The organism is Pseudomonas sp. UMAB-40 (assembly GCF_900095275.1).
GTDB lineage: Bacteria > Pseudomonadota > Gammaproteobacteria > Pseudomonadales > Pseudomonadaceae > Aquipseudomonas > Aquipseudomonas mandelii_B.
Genome location: NZ_LT607570.1, coordinates 40,629 through 64,917, shown reverse-complemented (window position 1 = coordinate 64,917; position 24,289 = coordinate 40,629). Strand labels below are relative to the sequence as shown.

Genomic DNA, 24,289 nt, shown 5'->3' with positions numbered 1-24,289 from the left:
CTTTTACTCGGGCAGGGCGATCGGACCGATCTCGTTGAACACATCACCTGGACCCGGGTTCTCGGCGTGAGTTTCACCGCCGAAGTGTTTCATGATGCCCCAGACCGCGTTGAGCGAGGTCTGCACCGCGCCTTCGACCCACGCCGGCGTCCATGAAACGTCGTCGCCTGCGATGAAGATCCCGCGTTGCTCGGCCGGCATGTCGTCCTGCATGAAGTGCGCGTACATCCGCTGGTTGTAGCGATAGTGGCCGGGCAGGGCGCCTTTGAAGGCACCGAGGAAATGCGGGTCGGCTTCCCACGACACGGTGATCGGATCGCCGATGATGCGCGCGGCGATATCGACTTTCGGGTAGATCTTTTTCAATGCGTCCAGCGCCAGTTTCACGCGTTTTTCCACTGGGTGCGGGAGCATTTTCAGCGCGTCGCTCATCCACGAGTACGACAGGCAAATCACGCCCGGCTTATCGTCGCCGTTGTCGAAGAGGTAGGTGCCACGGGTCAGGCGATCGGTGAGGGTCATGCTCATCAGGTCGCGGCCGGTTTCCGGGTCCTTGTCCTTCCAGAATGGCCGGTCGACCATCACGAAGGTTTTCGACGACTGCATGTAGCGCGTGCGGTCGAGGGCCATCCACATCTTTTGCGAGAACAGGGTTTCGTCGCATTCGATCTGGGTGGTCAGCAGCCAGCTCTGGCAGGTGGTCAGGACCGCGGCGTATTCGCGGGTGTCGCCGTTGTTATCGGTGACCGCAAAACGGCCGTCCGGGGCGTGAGCGATTTTCTTGACCCCGGAGCGTGGCGCGCCTCTGTGCAGCGACTTGAGGCTGGTGCCTTCGGGCCAGTGCACGCAGCGTTCCGGCACATGGCGCCAGATGCCTTGCGGTACTTGTTCGACGCCGCCGACGACCAGATGTTGGTGATCGTCGCAGTTGGTCATCACGACGCGGAAGATTTCCAGCATCGAGTTCGGGAAGTCCGAGTCCCAGCCGCCGGTGCCGAAACCGACCTGGCCGAACACTTCGCGGTGATGGAACGAGAGCTTGGCGAAGGCTTCGGAGGTGGCGACGAAGTCGTAGAAGGTTCGGTCATCCCACAGCGGAACCAGGGTGTTCCACAGCTCTTTGAGGCGTGGCACATCGCGGTCGCGGATCGCTTGCTGGATATCGGCGAACTGCGAGCCAGCCTCCAGTGCATCTGCCCAAGCGTCAGCCACTTCCTGGAATAGTGCAGGAAGATCTGCCAGTTTCTGTGCGTAATGGGTTTTGCCTTCCAGGTCGATCACGGTGCTGCCAGAGGCAGGCGTCAGCGGATTGGGAAAGGGTTTGGTCTCAAGACCGAGCTTGTCGACATAGTGGTAAAACGCCGTGGACGACACAGGAAAGCGCATGCCGCCCAGTTCGGCGACGATGCCATCGGTCCCGTTGAACGCTTGGGAACGCAGACGGCCACCCATTTTCGAAGCTTCGTAGACGACGGGTTTGAGGCCCAGTTTCATCAACTCGTAAGCCGCCACCAGACCGGCGATACCCGCACCGACAATCGCCACTTCAGCGCCATGATTGTGCGCCGGAATGCTGCCCAGGCCGGCCGGGTGCTCGATCCAGTCGTCAAAGGCGAAAGGAAAGTCCGGGCCGAAAATGGTGACTGGTTTTTTACCGTCTGCAGGATGGCGATTGTTCTTGTTCATGACTGACCTTACTGGCGACCCGATGCGGAATGCGCATCTGAGTATAGGAAAAGATGGCAGCCATTCTAGAGAGCGTAGAACACGTTAATAAGACGCAATGTGTCGTCGTTTTGCCAGTTAATCAATCAATATGACGATCTATCGCTACACACTGACCAGTGTGGGAGCGGGCTTGCTCGCGAATGCGGTGGGCCAGACAGCAGAGATGTCTACTGACACGCCCTCTTCGCGAGCAAGCCCGCTCCCACACTGGACCGCGTTTAAACCGGCTGCCCCCGATCAATCTTGCTGCTCAAGATGATCGAAGTCGTCGTCTTCTCCACCCCATCGACACTGCCAATCTGATCCAGCAACTGATCCAGCTGCTCCGGCGATTCCGTGCGCAACCACGCCACGTAATCAAATTCACCACTCACCGCACACAACTGCTGCACCTGGGCCATGGCGCTGAGCCGACGCAGCACTTCCTTGCCCGAGCGCGGTTGCACCGTGATCCCGACGTAAGCCTGCAATCCGCCGTCCACCACCCGCTGCCCCAAACGCACGCCGTAACCGGTGATGACTTTGGCCTTTTCCAGCCGTGCCAGACGTGAAGTCACCGTGGTCCGTGCGATCCCCAACTGGCGAGCGAGCATGGCCACGCTTTCACGGGCATTGATCTGCAAGGCCGCGATCAGTTGGCGGTCGATTTCGTCAAGAACGGGTGGGCGGGTGTCAGGCAAGGGTCGTCTCCGGCAACACAAATCAGTGGCTTGGCATGTTACAGCACGGCTGGCGCGGCGGAGCTGGGATCTGGCTTCGGTACTGTGCCATGGCGGGCTTTGGCCGGGTATCTGGTCCATAGGATGGACACACAGAGTCAGTCGTAGTCGAATGCGAAATCGAGGGATGCGAGGTGACCACAATGACGAAGAAGATGCCTCCCGCTGTACGGGATCGCGCAATGCAGATTGCCCATCACGAAATGGGTCACTACGTCGTTGCCCGGGCCTTGGGGTTTGAAACGGGTGGCGTGAGTCTGACAGTCACCATGGATTTGAGGCATCAAGCGGGCGCTTCCATCACCTTGGCACGTTCGATTTCGTCGATTGAAGCAATGAAGGCGCATCTGGAGGCGCGGATGATGGTCCTGTTTGCTGGCGCGATGGCGCAGTCATTAACCTCAAAACGTTCACCCGGCAAACGCGTCGATCAGCCGAAAGCGACCGCCATCCTGAAGGGAGAGCTTGGGGCGGAGCAGGACTACGCAAAAATTAGGGAATTACGACACCTGCTGCGCAACATTGCCTACCCCGAGACGGATCCGGCTTCGGCTGACCGGGTAGCGGCTGAGCTGAAAGAGATTACGGATCGCGTGTGGTTGCGGACTCAAACAATCGTTGAGGAATTGGCGGATACGATTTCCGGCTTGGGCGAGGCATTGGTTGATGGCATGGGTATCGTGGAGCAATGGGGCAGGGCGGCGGTTACGTATGAGGGTGTTTTGACAAGGGAGGGGCTTGAGCGGATGGGGTTGGTGCGGGCGATTCCGGTGTTGAGTGTCTGGGCTGGCAACGATGGTGCCGATTCGCACAGGGAGTAACTTCCGGGCGCGCATTGCATGCCCGGTCACGACTGGAAGCCCCGAATAACCGGGGCGTCTTTCAGTGGGATAGTGCGCGCTACTCCTCTGATTCCGTCGCGGTCCGAGCCGGTCTCGGCGTTAGCACCTTCACAACATCATCAATCACCGCCTTACCCATCGCCGTCAGATAGTGCGCGGCCCAGGCGTGGCGGTCAGTGTCTCTTGCGTAGGCTGCGTCTTCGGCAAATGATTTGGCGAGGAACAGCAGATCGGAAGCTTGTGACAATGCTTCGACGATGGGGACGCCGGCGCGGACGTTGAACAACGCCTGATCCGAGCAGTAGATGAGTGGGGTGAAACCGATGGTTTTCAGGTCTGATGGTGCGGACGGATTTGCTTTGCTCATTGTTTCGCTCCTTAAAACGAGGAGCTGCCGCATTCGTTACCACACGAATGGGTGGCAGCTGTACGCAGGGTGGTAAACCGGGAAAGCAAAGAAACCGGCAGACCCGAAGGTCTCCCACGCACAGCCGCCATAACACAGGAATACAGGCGTAAAAACGCATGAAATCGTGATGGGAGCACTGTTGCACTTTGCCTCGCTGGGTTACCACACCCGATCACTGCATTTGCAGCGACGTTCGGAGAGTATTCCGTCGAAGAGAACGCCAACAAGGCGGCAAAGTGCCCAAAAGCACCCATTACGCAATTCTCGGAGTTTGCCTACAACCTTGGCAGACGTCATCCGATAACCCGACGTCAGCGCAAAATATAACCTAGACGGCAGACAGGAAAAAACGCATGCCCCGCCGCGGAGCAGCACACAGGGCGCGATTCGAGCCCCGACAGGAAGACTGATGCTACAAAATGACCGCAAAAATCTGGAGCTCGATAGGTTCAAGTCGAAGTCCGGACATTTATGGCCGAAGACATGCGTAGCCCAACGCCCACCGCGACCCGAGCAATCCTACTGCCGTTCGGACTCGGTGCCGCGCTGGCGCTCGTGACTATTGTTGCTGTTGCTTTGGTGGTTCGGCTGGTCTGATCTCCTAGGCCAAACGTTAGTCTCAGAAAAAAGCCGCGCATTTGCGCGGCTTCCGTATTTGGTGGGTCCACACGGATAAATCGTGGACCAAAGGGTTGTGAGCAGGGCTGTATTGCTGGGACAGAAACGAAAAAAGACGCCATAGGCGTCTTATTCGATTTGGTAAAGCAGATCCGGACACCACTTGCGAACCGCCTTGCGCGGTTACGGCTTTCGCCGCTGGGAAGCGCTCAATCTCATCCGGTCAGTCGCTTCGATAGCACTATTTACGTGATTCGTTAAATCAAAAAAAAGCCGCGCATCAGCGCGGCTTTCTTGTTTGGTGGGCCCACACGGATTTGAACCGTGGACCAAAGGATTATGAGTCCTCTGCTCTAACCAACTGAGCTATAGGCCCTCAGTAGGCCGCGGATTATAGCGATGGTTTCTCGGCTGTGCTATCCGAAAAATCCGATACGGCTATACGAAGAAACGTCGCGGCGAATTCGTCGGGGGGGAGGGGCAGGCTGACGATGTAGCCCTGGATCTGTTCGCAGCCTTCTTCGGCCAGGAATTGTTGCTGCGCCAGGGTCTCGACGCCCTCCGCAATGACGGTGAATTGCATGCTGCGACCCAGGGCGATAATGGCGCGAACAATCGCTGCATCGTGCGGATCATCAGGCAGGCCGCGGACGAAGGACTGGTCGATCTTGAGGATGTCCAGCGGCAGACGCTTGAGGTAGCTCAGTGACGAATAGCCCGTGCCGAAGTCGTCGATGGCCAATTGCACACCCAGGTGTTTGAGTTGGTGCAGCACCGCCAGTGCTTCTTCGGCCTGGCTCATGATGAAGTTTTCGGTAATTTCCAGTTGCAGAAAACCGGGTGCCAGGCCGTTGTCCTTGAGCAGTTGCTCGATCCGTCCGAGCAGGTTCGGCTGGCGCAGTTGAGCGCCCGCGAGATTGACCGACAGGGGGCCGAGGCACTCATAGACCTGATTCCACTCGTACATCTGCCGGCAGGCTGTCTCCAGTACCCAGTCGCCGATTTGCAGGATCATGCCGTTTTCTTCCGCCAAGGGAATGAAGTGTTCCGGCGGCACCGCACCGAAGGTCGGGTGATGCCAGCGAATGAGCGCTTCGGCGCCGACCAGTCGATGGTCGGCGAGGCTGATTTTCGGTTGGTAGCAGAGAAACAGCTCGTTGCGCTCGATGGCGCGCCGCAGTTCGTGTTCCAGCGCCACGCGCTCGCTGGCCTGGGCCGTGAGGTCGCGGGTGTAGCTTTCCACCCGGTTGCGGCCCTTGGCCTTGGAGCGATACATCGCGGCATCGGCGTTCTTGACCAGCGTGGCGACGTCGCAGCCGTCCTTGGGGTACAGGCTGGTGCCGATGCTGGCGCTGATGAAAAACTCGTGCTCGCCGGCCTGAAATGGTGCGGCGAAGCAATTGAGCAGCTTGGTCGCAATGTTGTCGGCATCGCTGGATTGTTGCAGGCCGGGCAGCAGGATGATGAATTCGTCACCCCCCAGGCGCGCAACGGTATCGATATCGCGCAGCTGCTCCTTGAGACGCACGGCGATGCCTTTGAGCAGCAGGTCACCGACCGGGTGACCAAGGCTGTCGTTGATGTGTTTGAAGCGGTCCAGGTCGAGGAACAACACCGCGCCTTGGCCACCGTTTTCCTGTTGGGTATTGAGTGCGGTCAGCAGTCGGCTCTCGAACAGCGTGCGGTTTGGCAGGCCGGTCAGCGGATCGTGGTGCGCCTGGTAGTCGAGTTTGGCCTGCGCGTGCTTGAGGCTGGAAATGTCCGCGAACACCGCCACGAAGTGGGTGATGAATTTTTCCCGGTTACGCACGGCGCTGATGGTCAGCCAACTCGGGTAGAGCTCGCCATTTTTGCGTCGGTTGGAAATCTCGCCTTGCCAGTGACCTTCGTCCGTCAGCTGATGCCACATTGCCGCATAGAACGCGCTGTCGTGGAGCCCCGAGGCGAGCAGGCGAGGGGTGTGGCCCAGAGCCTCGCTCTCGCTGTAACCGGTGATCTCGGTGAACGCTCGGTTGACCGCGCTGATGTGTTGTTGGGTGTCGGTGATCAACACGCCCTCGGCGGTGCTCTCGAACACCGTAGCGGCCTGTTGCAGTTTCTCCTGCATCAGGTGCCGCTCGGTGATGTCTCGGGCGATGGTCAACATGCAGTCTTCGTCGCCGATGGGCAGCGGACGGCTTGAAACCTCGCAAAGGCGGATCTGCCCGTCACTGCGGCGGATGTGGCAACTGAAGTCGCGAACGAAGCCATCCCGGTGCAGCAAGTCGAGCATCTGTTTCCGTTCGTTGAGATTGACCCAGATCCCCAGCTCCAGGGCTGAGCGATCCACGGACATCGCGCTGTTGAAGCCGGTGATGCGGCTGAAACCCTCATTGACCTCCATCAGCAACCCGTCGCTCTGCCGCGACAGCAACAAGCCGTCGGGTGAGGCGTGGAAGGCCTTGGCGAATTTTTCTTCGGAAGTTTGCAGTTGCTGCTGGGTTTCCTTGAGCTGGCTGATATCGCGCACAACGACGACCAGGGCAGGGGTCGTGTCGAGGTCGAAAGGCTCGGCGGAAATCAGGCCGGTAAACACCTGGCCATTGTTGCGGCGAAAGGGCATCTCCAGGTTGCGGATGCTGCCGGCTTGCAGGCGCTGCAGCAGGCCCGGTCCCACGCCGGGGATGCCCCAGATGTTCAGGTCGGTGGCGGTCTGGCCAATGACGTCTTCGGCCTTGAGACCAATTTGTTCTTCGAACGCTTTGTTGACTTCGAGCAGGCAGCCGTCCGAGAGCCGAGCAATCACCAGGATGTCCGGGCATTGCTGAAACACGGAGGCGAATTTTTGCTCTGAGAGGCTCAACGCTTCTTCCGTGCGCTTGGCGTCGCTGATGTCGATCATCAATCCGCGCATCACCGGCTCATGGCCATGCTCAATCAGGCTGACGATATCGCGCACCCACAGGCAGCGGCCGTCGGCGGTGATAACCCGGTAATCGACGCTATGATCGCGCCCGGCCAGCACTTCGTGATCGCAGAATGTCTGGGCCCGGGTCAGGTCCGCAGGGTGGATGATGTTGCGCCAGAAGCCCGGAATCAGCCAGTGGGACAGGGGATAGCCCAAGAGTTCTTCGGCATGCGGTGACACATAGCTGTAGGTGAAATCGCTGATCCGCGCTTCCCAGGCAATCGCGGAAAGGCTCTCCACCAGCCCGCGGTAATGGTATTCGCTGCTGCGCAGTTCTTGTTCCAGGTCGACCCGTCGGGCAATCTCCGAACTCAACCGGCGGTTAATCCGGATGACCACGGCCAGCATGATCATCAGAAATAGCAGCCCGGGCAGACCGTAAACCAGCAAATCGGACCAGAAGGTTCGATGATCCAGGACATTACCGACCCAGTGTTCCTGAATGGCACTGATTTCACTTGAAGTCATGTCCGCCAGGACTTTGTCCAGAATCCCGACCAGAATCTTGTTGTCGGGGGGCACGGCCATCGCCAATTGATAGCGATAGGGCGTTTCGCCGCTGACATACAGGCCGTCGAGCTTGAGTTGACGCAGGCTCCAGACGCTGGAGGCGAGATCACCCACGACCGCGTCCACTTCATCGGTGGCTAACGCCTGCAAGGCCGAGCTGACATTGGGCATCGCCACCAGATTCAGGTCGGGGTGGTGTGTGCGCAACAGTTCATGGGGCGCATAGTTTTCCACCACCGCGATCTTCAGCCCGTAGAGCTCGTCGAGCTTGCGCGGCTGGGGACCTCCGACATGGGCGAGGATGACAATCGGAAAGTCCAGGTAGGGACGAGTGAACGACAAATACGACTGGCGCTCCGGGGTCGACATGATGCCCGGCAGGACGTCCAGCTTGCCCTCTTTAGCCTGCTGCAGGACCTCGGTCCAACTGATCGGTTCGATGGGCGTCAGTTTGACGGCCAGCCGTTGACGAATCACGTTGATGTAGTCCGCCGCGAGGCCCTGATAGCGACCCTGGTCGTCACGAAACTCAAACGGCGGCCAGGACGCGTCCACACCCAGGCGCAAGTCCGGGTGAGCCGCCAGCCAGCTACGTTCTTCGTCGGTCAGAGTCAGCGCGCCAGCCGTTGCGGTCCAGGTCATCAGCGACAGCAAAAAAAGCACGGTCGGCAGTCTGGGCATAACGGTCTCGTTATGGCTCGGGGGAATGTTTCGAGTGTAGACGGGCAATTCGGCGGGGGGGAAGCGCGGGGGATTTAATCTGCATAAAGCAAAACCCCCGGCCTGGGCCGGGGGTTTTGTGATCACTCGTCGAGGAAGGAGCGCAGATGCTCGCTTCTCGTCGGGTGGCGCAGCTTGCGCAGCGCCTTGGCTTCGATCTGACGAATCCGTTCACGGGTCACGTCGAACTGCTTACCAACCTCCTCGAGGGTGTGGTCGGTATTCATGTCGATACCGAAGCGCATGCGCAGAACCTTGGCTTCACGTGCAGTGAGGCCGGACAGCACTTCGCGAGTCGCTTCTTTAAGGCTCTCAACAGTGGCGACATCGATTGGCGACTGCATGGTCGAGTCTTCGATGAAGTCACCCAGATGGGAGTCTTCGTCATCACCGATCGGGGTTTCCATGGAGATCGGCTCTTTAGCGATCTTCAATACCTTGCGGATCTTGTCCTCAGGCATTTCCATGCGTTCGCCCAGCTCTTCCGGGGTCGGTTCACGACCCATTTCCTGCAACATCTGCCGGGAAATACGGTTGAGCTTGTTGATCGTCTCGATCATGTGCACCGGAATACGGATGGTGCGGGCCTGGTCGGCGATCGAGCGAGTGATCGCCTGACGGATCCACCAGGTGGCATAAGTCGAGAATTTGTAGCCGCGGCGGTATTCGAACTTGTCTACCGCTTTCATCAAACCGATGTTGCCTTCCTGGATCAGATCGAGGAACTGCAAGCCACGGTTGGTGTACTTCTTGGCGATGGAGATCACCAGACGCAAGTTCGCTTCAACCATCTCTTTCTTCGCGCGGCGGGCCTTGGCCTCACCGATCGACATGCGACGGTTGATGTCCTTGATCTCGGCGATCGTCAAACCGGTTTCGGTTTGCAGCGCGGTCAGCTTCTGCTGGCAACGAATGATGTCCGGTTGCAGGCGACCAATGGCTTCAGCGTATTTGCTTTTGCCTTTGGCCAGTGCATCGGTCCAGCTTTCGTCGACTTCGTTGCCCGGGAACTGGCGCAGGAAGTCGGCACGCGGCATGCGGGCATCACGAACGCAAAGTTGCATGATCGCGCGCTCTTGCTGACGCAGACGATCCAGGGCACTGCGAACACGCTCGACCAGGCCTTCGAATTGCTTCGGCACCAGTTTGATCGGCATGAACAGCTCAGCCAGAAGCACCAGCTCGGCGATTGCCAGCTTGTTGCCACGACCGTGCTTTTTCAGCGCCTTGCGGGTGATTTCCATCTGGTCGGAGACAGCGCCAAAACGCTGTGCCGCGATGACCGGATCCGGACCGCTTTCGGCTTCTTCTTCGTCGTCGGTGCTGGCTTCAGCTTCGTCGTCGTCGGTATCGTCGTCCGCTTTCACGGCTTTCGGATCGACAGGCGGCGGCACTTCGGCAGCAGGCGGCGCAATGCCGTCGTCCGGGTCGATATAACCGCTCAGGACGTCGGACAGGCGGCCACCTTCGGTGGTGACGCGAGTGTACTCGGAGAGAATGTGGTCAACCGTGCCAGGGAAGTGCGCGATTGCGCCCATCACTTCACGGATACCCTCTTCAATACGTTTGGCGATTTCGATTTCGCCTTCACGAGTGAGGAGCTCTACCGTACCCATTTCACGCATGTACATGCGCACTGGGTCGGTGGTGCGACCAATGTCGGTCTCGACCGCTGCCAACGCTGCTGCTGCCTCTTCGGCCGCGGCTTCGTCAGTATCGGCGTCGGCCAGCATAAGGGAATCCTTATCTGGCGCAACCTCGAATACGTTGATCCCCATGTCGTTGATCATGCGGATGATGTCTTCCACCTGTTCCGGATCTGAAATATCCTCCGGCAGGTGGTCGTTGACCTCCGCGTAAGTCAGGTAACCCTGCTCACGACCAAGTGTGATCAACTCTTTGATACGAGACTGCTGTTGCGCTTTTCCGGACATAACACCCTATCCACTGAAGGTCTTGGCGGGCAAAAAACAAGCCGAGGATTATACCTGAGCTATGACCTCACGCGCCAGTTGAGGTCGGGGTTGATACAGCCATATTGCGTTTTAATAGGTCGCGCATCTGATTTGCTATCTGATTTGCTTCCTCCGCGGTCAATCCTGGCTGCCTTGCTTTCCTGATAAGTACTTCCAGGCTATCCGTGTGTTGACTTGCCGATAGCCTAGTAATGGTGTCTAAAAACTGTTGTTCAAGGTTATCGCCGTCAATCAGCCATTCCTTTTCCGCCAAAGCCTTTAGCAGGCGCCCCTGTTCAGTCCCATGCCAGCGGGCCATCAACTGAATAGAGTTTAGCTTAGGATTTTTTTGCACGGCCTCGATCAGGGCTACCAGCAACTGAGCGTAGGTATTGCTCTCATTGGCGAAGTGGTTGGCGGTTTCGACCTTGCCAGCCAGATCCGGGTGATGAATGAGCGTGCGAAGTGCAATCAGGGTTGGGGCTTCAACAGCAATCGGTGTGCGCGGGGCGCTCGGTTGATCGCGATCACCGCCCCGCTTGCCGTTTTTGTCCCAGGGCTTCTTGTCCCACTTCTTGCCACCCGCTCCGGGTTTCTTCGGCGTCCATTCCTGCTGCGGCGCATACATCTCTTGTGCCTGCGGCTGATGGTAGTCGCTGTAATCCGGCATGGCGTCGTAATCGACGCCCGGGTCGTATGCCGGCGGCGCATCCTGAGGTGCGCTTTGAACCAGTTGGCTCACGGCTTCACCGCTGAGGCCGGTAATTTCGGTCAGGCGCTGACGCATCAGAATGCGCAGGTTCGCGCCCGGTACCTTGTCGATCAGCGGCGCGGCGAGGGTGGCCATGTGGGCCTTGCCTTCGAGCGAGCGCGGGTCCGATTCCTCGGTCAGCTGTTGAAAGAAATAATCCGCCAACGGCTGGGCGTGCTGGTTGATTCGCGCGCGGAAAGCGTCCGTTCCTTCCGAGCGGACAAGCGTGTCCGGGTCTTCACCTTCGGGCAGGAACAGAAAGCGCGCGCGCCGCCCGTCTTGCAGGCACGGCAGGGCAGCTTCCAGTGCGCGCCACGCGGCATTGCGGCCAGCCTGGTCGCCGTCGAAGCAAAAAAGCACGTTGGGTACGACGCGAAACAGTCGCTTCAAGTGCTCTTCGCTGGTGGCGGTTCCCAGGGTCGCGACGGCATTGCGCAAGCCTTGTTGGGCGAGGGCAATGACGTCCATGTAGCCTTCGACGACGATGATTTCGTCGAGGTTGCGGTTGTTCTTGCGTGCTTCATAAAGGCCGTAGAGTTCCTGGCCTTTATGGAATACCGGGGTTTCCGGTGAGTTCAGGTATTTCGGCTTGTCGTCGCCCAATACCCGGCCGCCGAAAGCAATGATGCGTCCGCGGCTGTCACGGATCGGGAACATCACGCGATCGCGAAAGCGGTCATAGCGTTTGCCGGTTTCGGCGTTCTCGATCAGCAGGCCGGCGTCGACCATGGCTTTCTGTTGTAGGGTGTCGCTGCTCAAGTGCTTGAACAGATTGTCCCAGCCGGGCGGCGCGAAGCCGAGGCCGAAGTCTCGGGCGATTTCTCCGGTCAGCCCGCGACCTTTCAAGTAATCCACAGCCGCTTTGCGCGATGGATGGCTTTTCAGGGCTTGCCGGTAAAAGTCGGCGGCCGCAGTCAGTAGCGGGTACAGCGGCGAATCAGTCGGTTGCCGCGGTTTGTGCGGCCGACCGCTTTCTTCGCGGGGGATTTCCATGCCGGCGGCTTTGGCCAGTTCTTCGACCGCCTGGACGAAATCCAGGTTGTCGTGGTCCATCATGAAGCCGAGGGCATTGCCGCCCGCGCCGCAGCCGAAGCAGTAATAGAACTGTTTATCGGGGCTGACGCTGAAAGACGGGGTTTTCTCTTTATGAAAAGGGCAGCAGGCGGTGTAGTTCTTGCCAGCCTTTTTCATTTGCAGGCGCGAGCTGACCACATCGACGATGTCGGTGCGGTTCAGAAGGTCGTCAATGAAGCTCTGGGGAATTAGCCCGGCCATGGCGTTCTCGTCATCTGCGCTTAAAGGGACCCAAAACAATGAGCGGCCGAACGCGGGTCGTTGTTTGAGGCGCGCAAAATGTGCGGCTCGACCGGTGTCGTCTGCTTAATCGCTGTCGGGAAGTGTATCTGCCGAAAATCCACTGACGTTAGTACCAATCAGTATTCGACTATATGAAAGTGTTTCGCTGAAATCCGCTGCGGCCAGTCGAGGGCCTCGGATAGCTCATAAGCGGGCACGCAAGAAGGTGCCTTGGGCTGATCGTCGTAAGAGGAATCAGTGGGTGTGCTCGTCAGTAGCCTTGGAAGGCTCGTCAGAAAAGACGTGCACCGCTGGCAAAAGAGCCAGGTCTGACGCTGTGAAGCAGGTTTGTCTCGGTCGCGTCTGCGGCTTTGACGGTGAAGCATCAAGCGTTTTCCGCAAATGCCATTAGCCCGGCTGAGGGCCGGGCTTGGCAGAAGCTTGCTACGAACGTCTGTGTATTAGTACAGACGAACGGCACGGCGCTGTTCGCGCTGAACTTTCTTCGCGTGACGCTTAACAGCGGCTGCTGCTTTACGCTTACGCTCAGAAGTAGGCTTCTCGTAGAATTCGCGGCTACGAACTTCAGCCAGTACACCGGCTTTTTCGCAGGAGCGCTTGAAACGACGCAGAGCTACGTCGAAGGGTTCGTTCTCTTTTACTTTGACGGCTGGCATCCAGAGCTACCTTCATTCATTACCGGGGTCAACATCCTCGCGGCAAAAGAGCACTTGAAGACGTCGGTTTTTAAGGGTTGCGGATGTTAACTCCTCATCGACCGGAATGCAAAGCCTCTGATCGAAAACCGCTAGTCGGGGCATCCCATGGCGACTATTATGCGCGCCTTCGAATTCAGCCTAAACAAGGCGCAAACCCATGCTAGTACTGGGATTAGAAACCTCCTGCGACGAAACCGGTGTCGCATTATATGACAGTGAGCGCGGCCTGCTGGCCGATGCGCTGTTCAGTCAGATCGACCTGCACCGTGCCTATGGCGGAGTGGTGCCGGAGCTGGCCTCGCGCGACCACGTCAAGCGCATGCTGCCCTTGATTCGTCAGGTGTTGGCCGAAGCTGACTGTGTGCCCACCGAGATCGACGCCATCGCTTATACCGCGGGTCCTGGCCTGGTCGGTGCCTTGCTGGTGGGCGCCTCTTGCGCTCAGGCGCTGGCGTTTGCCTGGGGTATTCCGGCCCTCGGTGTGCACCACATGGAAGGCCATTTGCTGGCGCCGATGCTGGAGTCGCAACCACCGCAATTCCCGTTCGTCGCTTTGTTGGTGTCTGGCGGTCATACGCAGCTGGTTCAGGTCGACGGGATCGGTCACTACACGCTCTTGGGCGAAACCCTCGATGATGCTGCCGGTGAAGCTTTTGACAAGACCGCGAAGATGATGGGCCTCAATTATCCGGGCGGTCCGGAAATCGCCAAACTGGCAGAGCGGGGCGTTGCAGGGCGTTTCACTTTTCCGCGTCCGATGTGCGACCGCCCGGGCCTGGCGTTCAGCTTCAGTGGCTTGAAAACCTTCGCCCTGAACACCTGGCAGCAGTGTGTCAGCGCCGGGGACGACAGCGAGCAAGCCCGTTGCGACATCTCTCTGGCGTTCCAGCAGGCCGTGGTGGAGACTTTGACCATCAAGTGCAAGCGCGCCCTGAAACAGGCGGGTATGAAGCGTCTGGTGATCGCAGGGGGCGTCAGTGCCAACAAGGCGCTGCGCACTTCACTGGAGAAGATGCTCGGTGACATGAAGGGCGATGTGTTTTATGCCCGTCCGGAGTTCTGCACCGACAATGGCGCGATGATCGCGTTTGCCGGTTGCCAGCGCTTGCAGGCTGGTCAGCACGAAAGCCTGGCGATCAGCGTGCAGGCGCGCTGGCCGATGGAGCAACTGTCGGCGCTGTGATGAGCGGCGCTCACGTGCGGTATTTAAAAATGCCGTTCGCGCCCGGCAAACAGGTCGCGTAGATTGCCGCGATGACGCCAGACGATCAGCCCCGTGAGTGCGCTCATGGGCAGCAGTGCCGCCGGCTCTTGCCAGGCCAGCAACGGCAGGGTCAGTGGCGTGGCGATCAGTGCGGCGAGTGAGCTGGTGCGGGTCAGATAGAACGTCAGCCCCCAGGCGCAGACCGCCAGCAATGCAGCAGGCGGATACAGGCCCAGCAGCATGCCGGCCGCGGTGGCGACACCCTTGCCACCGCGAAACCGGAAGTACAGCGGGAACAGGTGGCCGATGACGGCACAAACGCCGATCCAGGCCTGTTCTTGCAGGGAAAGACCCGCAACACCGGCGATCAGCACCGGCAGCAGGCCTTTGCAGAGGTCGCCGATCAGGGTCAGGATGGCGAGTTTCTTGCCGGCCAGGCGCAACATGTTGGTGGCACCGGCATTGCCCGAGCCACTCATTCGCGGATCGGGGTTACCCGTCAGGCGGCTGAGCAAAATGGCGAAGGACAGAGAGCCGAGCAGGTAGGCGAGGGTCGCCAGTAACCAAAACATGCTAACTATTCCGGGCGAGGACGCCCTGATTCTAACGGCGCATTGCGCCCTTGTCGTGTAGCGGAGAAAAGTGCTTGGACAGAGTGTTTATCGAGGGCCTGGAAGTCGACACCGTGATTGGTGCCTACGACTGGGAACGAGGCATCCGACAGTGCCTGCGACTTGATCTGAGCTTCGCCTGGGACAATCGCCCGGCAGCGGCAGGCGACGACCTGACCCTGGCGCTCGACTATGCGAGCGTTTCGTCGCGCATCCAGGCCTTTGCCGAGCAGGCGCAGTTCCAACTGGTCGAAACCTTTGCCGAGCGCCTGGTTGAGGTGTTGATGAGCGAATTCAAGATCACTTGGATGCGCCTCAAGCTGACCAAGCCTGGCGCCGTCCCGGCAGCCACCGGTGGTGTGGGCGTGGAGATCGAGCGCGGATGTCGCTGACTCAGGTGTATCTCGGGCTCGGTAGCAATATCGAGCGCGAAACCCATTTGCAGGCGGGCCTGGAAGCCTTGGCAGGTTTCCTGGTGGATATACGCTGTTCGGCGGTGTTCGAAAGCCAGCCGGTGGGGATCAAGAGCGGGCCGTTCTTCAATTTCGTGGTGTCGGCTTACACCGATTTGCCGCTGATGGAGCTGGACCGTCGATTGAAGTTCATCGAGGCGGACAATGGCCGTTATGCGCCGGACCGCAAGGGTTTGCCGCTGGATATCGACGTACTGCTGTTTGGCGATCTGGTGGGCAATTTCGACGGACTGATCTTGCCGCGGGCAGAGATTCTGAAAAATGCCTTTGTGCTGTGGCCGTTGTCGCTGATTGCGCCGGACAGAGTGCATCCGGGCGTAGGCAAGAGCTTTGCTGCGTTGTGGCGCGATGCGCAGATTGATCAGGTGTTGGCGCCGGTGGCTTTCGAGTGGCGCGGTGAGCAGCTGACGCCTTCGAATTTGTTGTGAGGCGGATGACGCGTTCGGGGGCAAGCCTCGCTCCTACAAGTTTTGCGTCGTTCGCCCCATCGCAAACGACCTGGACCTTGTAGGAGCGAGGCTTGCCCGCGAAGCTTTTCAGGCAGACGCCGCCTCTTTGTAGGCCTTCAGCGCTTTGAGTCGCTCACGCTTGATAGCCTCACCCAGCTCCGGCCCCTTGAATCCCTTCTCCAGCAACGGCTGTACCGCCACGCTCCGTGCCGCGGTCGCCGCCCCGCGTAAATAATCCGCCTGGGGATAACTTCTCTGCTCCAGCCCTTTGCGGCCACGGGCGTCCATCTCGCATGCTGCAATGAACTCTTCAAACCGCTGCGGCCGACGGTAAATGTCAAAACTCTGCAGCAGCTCCAGCAACGTCGAGGGTTTCAGCTCCAGGGCGCGGTGGCCGTGGGTGTGATACTGGCCCACCAGCAATGCCAGTTCCTGACAATCCTTCGGTGCCTTGAAGCGTTCGTTGACCGCTTTGATCAGCTTCAGGCCCGTGTGCTCATGGGCAATATGGCGTGGCCATTCTTCCTCGGGTGTCAGCCCTTTGCCCAGATCATGCAGCAGGCATGCCCAGCGCACGGTCAGCGGTTGTTTATGCAGCGCCGCTTGCTCAAGCACGCTCAGGGTGTGCACGCCCGTGTCGATCTCAGGGTGATGGGCTTCCGGTTGTGGCACGCCGAACAGCGCATCGACTTCCGGCATCAACACCTTGAGCGCACCACACTCACGAAGCACTTCAATGAAGACTTGCGGCTGATCTTCCATCAGCGCACGGGAAATCTCTTTCCAGCTGCGTTCCGCCGTCAAAGCCTCCAGTTCACCTGATTCGCTGAGTTGGCGCATCAGCTCCACTGTTTCAGGCGCGACGGTGAAACCCAGTCCGGAGTAACGGGCTGCGAAGCGGGCAACGCGCAGAACCCGGAGCGGATCTTCGGCGAACGCGGGGGAAACGTGACGAAGCACTCGAGCTTCGAGATCGCGCTGGCCGTGATAAGGGTCGGTCAGATTCTGCTGATCGTCTTCGGCCATGGCGTTGATTGTCAGGTCGCGACGGATCAGGTCTTCTTCGAGGGTGACTTCGGGGCTGGCGTGAAAGGTGAAGCCGCCGTAACCCCGTCCGCTTTTGCGTTCGGTACGGGCGAGGGCGTATTCCTCACCGCTCTTGGGGTGAAGAAATACCGGGAAGTCAGCGCCCACCGGGCGATAGCCCTTGGCGAGCATTTCTTCGGTGGTGGCGCCGACCACGACCCAGTCGATATCGGTGACAGGCTTGCCCAGCAGGCGATCGCGTACCGCACCGCCGACTTTATAAATCCGCATAAAAAACCTCCGTTAGCTCGACAGAATAACCTTTGCGTCGAACTTCCGGAGGCAGAAACAGTGTCAAAGATGAATGACGGCCAAGTCCAGCCGGCCGTAATCCCCCTCGCTGTGCTCGCTTCTGGGCGGGACATGGTGAACTTTCATGACCTGGTCGCCTTGCAGCGTTTCCAGGTGAATGTCGAAACCCCACAGCCTGTGCAGGTGCTTGAGCACTTCCTCGGTGGACTCGCCCAGCGGTTTGCGGTCGTGTTGCTGGTGGCGCAAGGTCAGGGAGCGGTCACCGCGCCGGTCGATGCTGTAGATCTGAATATTGGGCTCGCGATTACCGAGGTTGTACTGCGCGGCCAGGGTTTCGCGAATGGTGCGGTAGCCGCCTTCATCGTGAATGGCCGGGACCAGCAGATCGTCCTTTTGGTCGTCATCGAGAATGCTGAACAACTTCAGGTCACGGATCACCTGAGGTGACAGGTACTGCAGTATGAAGCTTTCATCCTTGAAGCTGCTCATGGCGAACTTGATGCTCGACAGCCAGTCGGTACCGGCAATCTCAGGGAACCAGCGGTAATCCTCTTCTGTCGGATGTTCACACATGCGGCGGATGTCCCGGTACATGGCAAAACCCAAGGTGTAGGGGTTGATGCCGTTGTAGTAGGGGCTGTCGAAGCCGGGCTGGTAGACCACGCTGGTGTGGGACGTTAGAAACTCCATCATGAAGCCGTCGGTGACGAGACCTTCGTCATACAGATCGTTCATCAACGTGTAGTGCCAGAACGTGGCCCAGCCTTCGTTCATGACCTGGGTCTGGCGTTGCGGGTAGAAATATTGGGCGATCTTGCGCACGATGCGCACGATTTCCCGCTGCCAGGGCTCCAGTAACGGCGCATGTTTTTCAATGAAGTACAGGATATTTTCCTGAGGTTCGGCGGGGAAACGTGCGTTGTCCTTGTCGCTGTACTTGTCCGCGCCTTTTGGAATGGTCCGCCACAGATCGTTGATCTGCTTCTGCAAATGCTCTTCCCGATCTTTTTGCCGACGGCGCTCTTCTTCAGCCGAGATCGGATAAGGGCGTTTGTAGCGGTCTACCCCGTAGTTCATCAACGCATGGCAGGAATCCAGCAGGTCCTCGACCGCATCGATGCCGTGGCGTTCTTCGCACTGCATGATGTACTGCTTGGCGAACACCAGGTAATCGATGATCGAACTGGCGTCGGTCCAGGTGCGGAACAGGTAATTGCCCTTGAAAAAGCTGTTGTGGCCATAGCAGGCATGAGCGACCACCAGGGCCTGCATGCAGATGGTGTTTTCTTCCATCAGGTACGCGATGCACGGGTCCGAATTGATCACAATCTCGTAGGCCAGCCCCATCTGCCCTCGGCTGTAGGATTTCTCGGTGCTGAGGAAGTGTTTGCCGTAGGACCAATGGTGATAACCCAGCGGCATGCCGACGGAGGCGTAGGCATCCATCATCTGCTCGGCGGTGATCACTTCGATCTGGTTGGGGTAGGTATCCAAGGCATAACGAGCCGCCAGACGACTGATTTCTTTGTCGTAGGCCTGGATCAGCTCGAATGTCCATTCGGAGCCGGTGGAAATGGGTTGGCGCTTCTGCTCTTTGGCGGTCATGTCACTAACCTGCGCTGGAAGAGTTCACGGAAGACCGGGTAGATATCCCCGGCCGAGACCAGTTGCTGCTGGGCAAAAGTGTCAGAGAAGGCTTCGGCAATGCGTTCGTACTCGAACCACAAGGCCTGGTGTTCGCGCGGGGTAATCTCAACGTAAGTGTAGTACTGCACGAACGGCATGATCTGGTTGATCAGAATGTCGCGGCAGATCGGCGAATCGTCGTTCCAGTTGTCACCGTCGGAGGCCTGGGCCGCGTAGATGTTCCACTCATTGCTCGGATAACGCTCGGCCATGATCTCCTGCATCAGCTTCAAGGCGCTGGAGACGATGGTGCCGCCGGTTTCGCGGGAGTAGAAGAACTCTTCCTCATCCACTTCGCGGGCGCTGGTGTGGTGGCGGATGAACACGACGTCGATCTTGTCGTAGTTACGCTTGAGAAACAGGTACAGCAGGATGAAGAAGCGCTTGGCGATGTCCTTGGTCGCCTGGGTCATGGAGCCGGACACGTCCATCAGGCAGAACATCACCGCCTTGGAGCTGGGGTTCGGCTGCTTGATGAGCAGGTTGTACTTGAGGTCAAAGGTATCGAGAAAGGGCACGCGATGGATGCGCGCACTGAGTTTTTCGATTTCTGCTTCGATCTCCTGAATATCACCGAAGTTATCCGGCTCATCCCGCTTGAGTCGCAGCAGTTCCTCCTTGGCTTCCCGTAACTTTGCCCGGCTGCTGCCAGACAGGGCGATTCGCCGGGCATGGGCCGAGCGCAGGGTACGGATGATGTTGATTCGCGACGGGTTACCTTCGTTGCTGATACCCGCGCGCACGGTCTTGAAGGTGTCGGTGCCGGTCAGGTTGCGCTTGACCAGGTTCGGCAGTTCGAGGTCCTCGAACATGAATTCGAGGAATTCCTCCTGGGTGATCTGGAAGACAAACTCGTCCATCCCTTCGCCCGAATTACCAGCCTTGCCCGGGCCTCTGCCACCACCACCGCCTGGCGGACGGGCAATATGTTCGCCGCTGGTGAACTCCTTGTTGCCGGGGTGCACGACCGTCTGCTTGCCGCCACGTCCATGGTGAAGCACCGGTTCGTCGATGTCGCGGCCGGGAATGCTGATCTGTTCGCCGTGTTCCATATCGGTAATGGAACGCCGACTGACCGCCTCTTCGACGGCCTTCTTGATGTGATCACGATAACGCCGCAGAAACCGCTGACGGTTCACCGTGCTCTTGTTCTTGCCATTGAGACGTCGGTCGATCACATAGCTCATGACTGCTCCTTAGAAGCTGTCCTGAAAGGGGCGAGCGGTTATGCAGCATCGTGCCGAGTGCCAAGGGGTGTTCACGCTCCCCCAAGCGCTTTGGATGCTGCCTGAACCTTCGCTTGCGACTTTCGAACACCTTCCAGAGGCCTGTGTAACAGAAAAAGCGCACACAGGTCTCTGGCTGACGACAACCGGTCTGACCGGCAGCGGGTTATTGTGATTTTCTGACCCGCAGGTACCACTCGGACAGCAGTCGTACCTGTTTGTCGGTGTAGCCCCGCTCGACCATCCGTGTGACGAAGTCGTTGTGCTTCTGCTGGTCCTCTTTGCTGGCCTTGGCATTGAAGCTGATGACCGGCAGGAGGTCCTCGGTGTTGGAGAACATTTTCTTCTCGATGACCACCCGCAGTTTTTCGTAGCTGAGCCAGGTCGGGTTCTTGCCATTGTTGTTGGCCCGGGCGCGCAGTACGAAGTTGACGATTTCGTTGCGGAAATCCTTCGGATTGCTGATGCCGGCCGGTTTTTCGATTTTCTCAAGCTCTTCGTTCAGCGCGACGCGGTTGAGGATTTCGCCGGTTTCCGGATCTCGGTATTCCTGGTCCTGGATCCAGAAGTCTGCGTACAGCACGTAGCGATCGAAGATGTTCTGGCCGTACTCGCTGTAAGACTCGAGGTAGGCAGTCTGGATCTCCTTGCCGATGAATTCGATATAACGCGGTGCCAGGTACTCCTTGAGGAAGCGCAGATAGCGTTCGCGGGTCTCGGCCTGGAATTGTTCCTGTTCGATCTGTTGTTCCAGTACATAGAGCAAATGCACCGGGTTGGCGGCGATTTCGTGTGGATCAAAGTTGAAAACCTTGGACAGGATCTTGAACGCAAACCGGGTCGACAGACCGTTCATGCCTTCGTCTACACCGGCGTTGTCGCGGTATTCCTGGATCGATTTGGCTTTTGGATCGGTATCTTTGAGATTCTCGCCGTCATACACGCGCATCTTGGAATAGATGTTGGAGTTTTCCGGCTCCTTGAGGCGTGAGAGCACGGTGAACTGGGCGAGCATTTTCAGGGTGTCGGGTGCGCAATGGGCTTTGGCCAGGGAGCTGTTGAACAGAAGCTTGTCGTAGATCTTCACCTCGTCGCTGACCCGCAGGCAGTATGGCACTTTGACGATATAGATCCGGTCGATGAAGGCTTCGTTGTTCTTGTTGTTGCGGAAGGTGTGCCATTCCGATTCGTTGGAGTGAGCCAGCAGGATCCCGGTAAACGGAATCGCCCCGAGGCCTTCGGTACTGTTGTAGTTGCCTTCCTGGGTGGCCGTCAGCAATGGGTGCAGCACCTTGATTGGCGCCTTGAACATTTCGACGAATTCCATCAGGCCCTGGTTGGCCCGGCACAGAGCGCCTGAATAGCTGTAGGCATCGGCGTCGTTCTGTGGGTATTCCTCCAGTTTGCGGATATCGACCTTGCCCACCAGCGCCGAGATGTCCTGGTTGTTTTCATCGCCCGGTTCGGTTTTGGCCACCGCGATCTGGTTGAGAATCGACGGATAGAGTTTCACCACACGGAACTGACTGATGTCGCCGCCGAATTCGGCCAGGCGCTTGGTGGCCCATGGCGACATGATGGTATTGAGGTAGCGCCGCGGAATGCCGAAGTCTTCTTCGAGGATCGCGCCATCTTCAGTGGCGTTGAACAGACCCAGCGGTGACTCGAATACCGGCGATCCCTTGATGGCGTAGAAGGGCACTTTCTCGATCAGCTGTTTCAGCTTCTCGGCCAGGGACGATTTACCGCCACCGACGGGGCCGAGCAGATAGAGGATTTGTTTCTTCTCTTCCAGGCCCTGAGCGGCATGGCGGAAATACGACACGATCTGGTCTATGCATTCTTCCATCCCGTGGAAGTCTTCAAAGGCCGGATAGCGGCGGATCACCTTGTTGGAGAAGATCCGCGACAGCCTCGAGTTGGCCGAGGTGTCGAGAAGCTCCGGTTCACCGATGGCCAGTAACAGACGCTCGGCGGCGAAGGCGTAGGCGCTGCGGTCGCTTTTGCACAGCTCCAGATACTCTTGCAGCGAGAGTTCTTCCTGGCGTGTGGACTCGAAGCGTTGTTGGAAGTGGCTAAAGATACTCATGACGTCACCTCGCTCGATACGTGGAGCCGACGCCGGATCATTCAGTCGATGCTGGCAGCAACCGGATATGCAGTCGCTGTTTACCCCCCAGAACTCTTTCGAAGCTGACTGCCCCGAAAGCTACTCCCGATGACCCGCGCGCCGGTGTACCGGCTCTCCCCTGTTTTGGATGGCCTGCGCTTAAGGATAGTTGCTAATTCGGGAGGTAAAGGCGAGATACGTAATTATGTGTGGCAGACCGTTCGTCTGCCACCGTGCGAGCCCGCGGTGGCCGGGGCTTGCACGTTACAAAAAAATTATTCGGAGGTCCCTTGCGCTGTTTCCGCAGGATAAGTCGTGCGCCACAGCTCAAAACCGCCATCCATGCTGTACACGTCGGAAAAGCCCTGGCTGATCAGGTAAGCGGCGGCACTCTGGCTGGAATTTCCGTGGTAGCAGACCACTACCGTAGGCGCATCAAGGTCGGCGGCACGGATGAAGTCCGAGATGGAAACGTTGTCGAGATGCTTCGAGCCGGCGATGTGCAGCGCGGCATAGGTTTGAGGGTCACGAACATCGACCACCACTGCGCCTTGTTCGCGCAGGGCCTGTGCCTGTTCTGGTGGGATGCGTTTGAATTCGCTCATGGCGGGCTCCTGTGGCTCGGCTGAAAGCGCAGTCTAGCGCTGGGCGCTGGCTGACGTTTGTTCGGGAATGATGGGGGCGACTGGCGGTAGTGTGTGGCCATGTTCGTCGCATTTGCACAGCTGGCGTTCACCGGTGTCTACGTTCATCAGGGTCATGGAGCCACCCCAGACACACCCGGTGTCGAGCGCGAAGACGTCTGGCTCGTCACACCGGCCTTCGAGCGCCGCCCAATGGCCGAAGATGATCTTCACGCCCTTGGTCTTGCGCTCTTTGTGCTTGAACCACGGCGCATAGCCCGGCGGTGCGGTGTCGATGCCTTCCTTGCCCTTGAGGTCGAGTTTGCCCTCGCTGGTACAAAAACGCATGCGGGTGAAATAGTTGGTGATCACGCGCAGGCGGGTTACGCCTTTGAGGTCGCTGTCCCATTTCACCGGATCGTTGCCGTACATGCCGTCAAGGTAGGCCGGGAAGCGGTTGTCGTCGCGCAGGGCTTCTTCAACTTCGGCTGCGCATTTCAAGGCTTTGCGCAGCGACCACTGGGGCGGGATGCCTGCATGGACAAGGGCAATGTTGCGCTGTTCGTCGTAGTGCATGAGCTTTTTCTGACGTATCCACTCCAGCAGCTCCAGGCAATCGGGGGCTGCGAGTATCTCGCGCAGGGTGTCGGTTTTTTTCAGGCGTTCGATGTTCTGCCCGGCCGCCAGCAAGTGCAGGTCGTGGTTGCCGAGCACGCACACCAGCGATTCGCGAATGCTGTAGAGGAAACGCAAAGTTGCCAGCGACTGCGGGCCGCGGTTGACCAGATCGCCCACTAGCCACAGACGATCCTTTTCAGGGTCGAAAGCGACTTGTTCGAGCAGGCATTGCAGCGGCTCAAGGCAGCCTTGAAGGTCGCCGACGGCATACGTCGCCATCAGTGCAGGGCTCCGGGCACCGCCAGGCGGAATGGCGCGATGATGGCGTCGAAGTGTTTGCCGTCGTCGGCCACCATCGCATAAGTACCTTGCATGGTGCCGACCTTGGTGGTCATGACCGTGCCGCTGCTGTAGGTGTGGTTTTCACCGGACTGGATCAGTGGCTGCAAGCCCACGACACCCGCGCCTTTGACCTCTTCGACATGCCCGTCGCCATCGGTGATGACCCAGTGCCGTGACAGCAACTTGGCCGGTAACTCGCCGTTGTTCTGCACGGTGATGGTGTAGGCAAAGGCAAAGCGGTTGTGCTCGGGTTGCGATTGTTCTGCCAGATAGCGGGTGACGACGCTGACGTCGACCTGATAACGAGGATCGGACATGCAAGAGGCCTTAAAAGCGAAGCGGGACGCGGGGCGTAGCTGATGGAACTCAGTCTAGGCCAAGTATCGGGTAGTAAA

Annotated in this window: 19 protein-coding genes and 1 tRNA gene; 4 read left to right on the top strand and 16 right to left on the bottom strand. The window is 58.6% G+C overall.

Annotation, left to right across the window (positions count from 1 at the left end; genetic code table 11):
• Window positions 1-3: 3 nt before the first annotated feature.
• On the bottom strand, window positions 4-1,686 hold the full coding sequence (locus tag K0F88_RS24765; RefSeq protein ID WP_219096925.1) for an NAD(P)/FAD-dependent oxidoreductase: 1,683 nt from the start codon (window positions 1,684-1,686) through the stop codon (window positions 4-6).
• A 260-nt stretch (window positions 1,687-1,946) separates the two neighbouring features.
• Complete coding sequence (locus tag K0F88_RS24760; protein ID WP_109635345.1) at window positions 1,947-2,408, bottom strand: Lrp/AsnC family transcriptional regulator; 462 nt, start codon at window positions 2,406-2,408, stop codon at window positions 1,947-1,949.
• A 182-nt stretch (window positions 2,409-2,590) separates the two neighbouring features.
• On the opposite strand from K0F88_RS24760, the gene K0F88_RS24755 reads away from it, so the two are divergent.
• The gene (locus tag K0F88_RS24755) at window positions 2,591-3,268 is read left to right on the top strand and encodes a peptidase M41 (RefSeq protein WP_094470332.1); all 678 of its coding nucleotides are present in this window, start codon (window positions 2,591-2,593) and stop codon (window positions 3,266-3,268) included.
• A 79-nt stretch (window positions 3,269-3,347) separates the two neighbouring features.
• Here K0F88_RS24755 and K0F88_RS24750 read toward each other — a convergent pair whose 3' ends face one another.
• From K0F88_RS24750 to rpsU, 6 genes are all read right to left on the bottom strand, one after another.
• Window positions 3,348-3,656, bottom strand: coding sequence for a DUF3077 domain-containing protein (locus tag K0F88_RS24750; RefSeq protein WP_094470333.1), 309 nt, complete (start codon window positions 3,654-3,656; stop codon window positions 3,348-3,350).
• Between the two features lie 959 nt (window positions 3,657-4,615).
• Window positions 4,616-4,692 (bottom strand) — tRNA-Ile (locus tag K0F88_RS24745).
• Between the two features lie 15 nt (window positions 4,693-4,707).
• Window positions 4,708-8,454, bottom strand: a complete 3,747-nt coding sequence (locus K0F88_RS24740; RefSeq protein ID WP_219096923.1) for a bifunctional diguanylate cyclase/phosphodiesterase — start codon at window positions 8,452-8,454, stop codon at window positions 4,708-4,710.
• A 122-nt stretch (window positions 8,455-8,576) separates the two neighbouring features.
• The gene (gene rpoD / locus K0F88_RS24735; protein ID WP_010467151.1) at window positions 8,577-10,427 is read right to left on the bottom strand and encodes an RNA polymerase sigma factor RpoD; all 1,851 of its coding nucleotides are present in this window, start codon (window positions 10,425-10,427) and stop codon (window positions 8,577-8,579) included.
• A 67-nt stretch (window positions 10,428-10,494) separates the two neighbouring features.
• Window positions 10,495-12,474, bottom strand: a complete 1,980-nt coding sequence (gene dnaG / locus K0F88_RS24730; protein ID WP_219096921.1) for a DNA primase — start codon at window positions 12,472-12,474, stop codon at window positions 10,495-10,497.
• Between the two features lie 482 nt (window positions 12,475-12,956).
• On the bottom strand, window positions 12,957-13,172 hold the full coding sequence (gene rpsU, locus K0F88_RS24725; protein ID WP_002551877.1) for a 30S ribosomal protein S21: 216 nt from the start codon (window positions 13,170-13,172) through the stop codon (window positions 12,957-12,959).
• Window positions 13,173-13,371: 199 nt separating this feature from the next.
• Between rpsU and tsaD the strand changes: the two genes are divergently transcribed.
• Window positions 13,372-14,397 (top strand): tRNA (adenosine(37)-N6)-threonylcarbamoyltransferase complex transferase subunit TsaD, encoded by a 1,026-nt coding sequence (gene tsaD, locus K0F88_RS24720; RefSeq protein WP_219096919.1) that lies wholly within the window; start codon window positions 13,372-13,374, stop codon window positions 14,395-14,397.
• A 23-nt stretch (window positions 14,398-14,420) separates the two neighbouring features.
• On the opposite strand, the gene plsY is transcribed toward tsaD, so the two are convergent.
• Window positions 14,421-14,990: a glycerol-3-phosphate 1-O-acyltransferase PlsY gene (gene plsY / locus K0F88_RS24715; protein ID WP_219096917.1), complete on the bottom strand. Its 570-nt coding sequence runs from the start codon at window positions 14,988-14,990 to the stop codon at window positions 14,421-14,423.
• A 74-nt stretch (window positions 14,991-15,064) separates the two neighbouring features.
• Here plsY and folB point away from each other — a divergent pair, with 74 nt between their 5' ends.
• Window positions 15,065-15,421, top strand: a complete 357-nt coding sequence (gene folB / locus K0F88_RS24710) for a dihydroneopterin aldolase (protein ID WP_008051601.1) — start codon at window positions 15,065-15,067, stop codon at window positions 15,419-15,421.
• Window positions 15,412-15,930 (top strand): 2-amino-4-hydroxy-6-hydroxymethyldihydropteridine diphosphokinase, encoded by a 519-nt coding sequence (folK, locus tag K0F88_RS24705; protein WP_219096916.1) that lies wholly within the window; start codon window positions 15,412-15,414, stop codon window positions 15,928-15,930. The genes folB and folK overlap by 10 nt, the downstream gene beginning before the upstream one ends.
• A 108-nt stretch (window positions 15,931-16,038) precedes the next feature.
• On the opposite strand, the gene K0F88_RS24700 is transcribed toward folK, so the two are convergent.
• The 7 genes from K0F88_RS24700 to apaG form a co-directional block, all read right to left on the bottom strand.
• Window positions 16,039-17,268 (bottom strand): multifunctional CCA addition/repair protein, encoded by a 1,230-nt coding sequence (locus K0F88_RS24700; protein ID WP_219096915.1) that lies wholly within the window; start codon window positions 17,266-17,268, stop codon window positions 16,039-16,041.
• Between the two features lie 63 nt (window positions 17,269-17,331).
• Window positions 17,332-18,894, bottom strand: a complete 1,563-nt coding sequence (locus K0F88_RS24695) for a SpoVR family protein (protein ID WP_077747309.1) — start codon at window positions 18,892-18,894, stop codon at window positions 17,332-17,334.
• Window positions 18,891-20,162, bottom strand: a complete 1,272-nt coding sequence (locus K0F88_RS24690; RefSeq protein WP_010467159.1) for a YeaH/YhbH family protein — start codon at window positions 20,160-20,162, stop codon at window positions 18,891-18,893. The genes K0F88_RS24695 and K0F88_RS24690 overlap by 4 nt, the downstream gene beginning before the upstream one ends.
• A 205-nt stretch (window positions 20,163-20,367) precedes the next feature.
• The gene (locus K0F88_RS24685) at window positions 20,368-22,290 is read right to left on the bottom strand and encodes a PrkA family serine protein kinase (protein WP_219096914.1); all 1,923 of its coding nucleotides are present in this window, start codon (window positions 22,288-22,290) and stop codon (window positions 20,368-20,370) included.
• A gap of 296 nt (window positions 22,291-22,586) precedes the next feature.
• Complete coding sequence (glpE, locus tag K0F88_RS24680) at window positions 22,587-22,916, bottom strand: thiosulfate sulfurtransferase GlpE (RefSeq protein ID WP_054044142.1); 330 nt, start codon at window positions 22,914-22,916, stop codon at window positions 22,587-22,589.
• A gap of 33 nt (window positions 22,917-22,949) precedes the next feature.
• Entirely contained in the window at window positions 22,950-23,831 is an 882-nt protein-coding gene (locus K0F88_RS24675) for a symmetrical bis(5'-nucleosyl)-tetraphosphatase (protein WP_219096913.1), read from the bottom strand.
• A complete protein-coding gene (gene apaG / locus K0F88_RS24670) occupies window positions 23,831-24,211 on the bottom strand; it encodes a Co2+/Mg2+ efflux protein ApaG (RefSeq protein ID WP_219096912.1) in 381 nt (126 codons plus the stop codon). Before apaG ends, K0F88_RS24675 begins: the two co-directional genes overlap by 1 nt.
• Window positions 24,212-24,289: the final 78 nt, after the last annotated feature.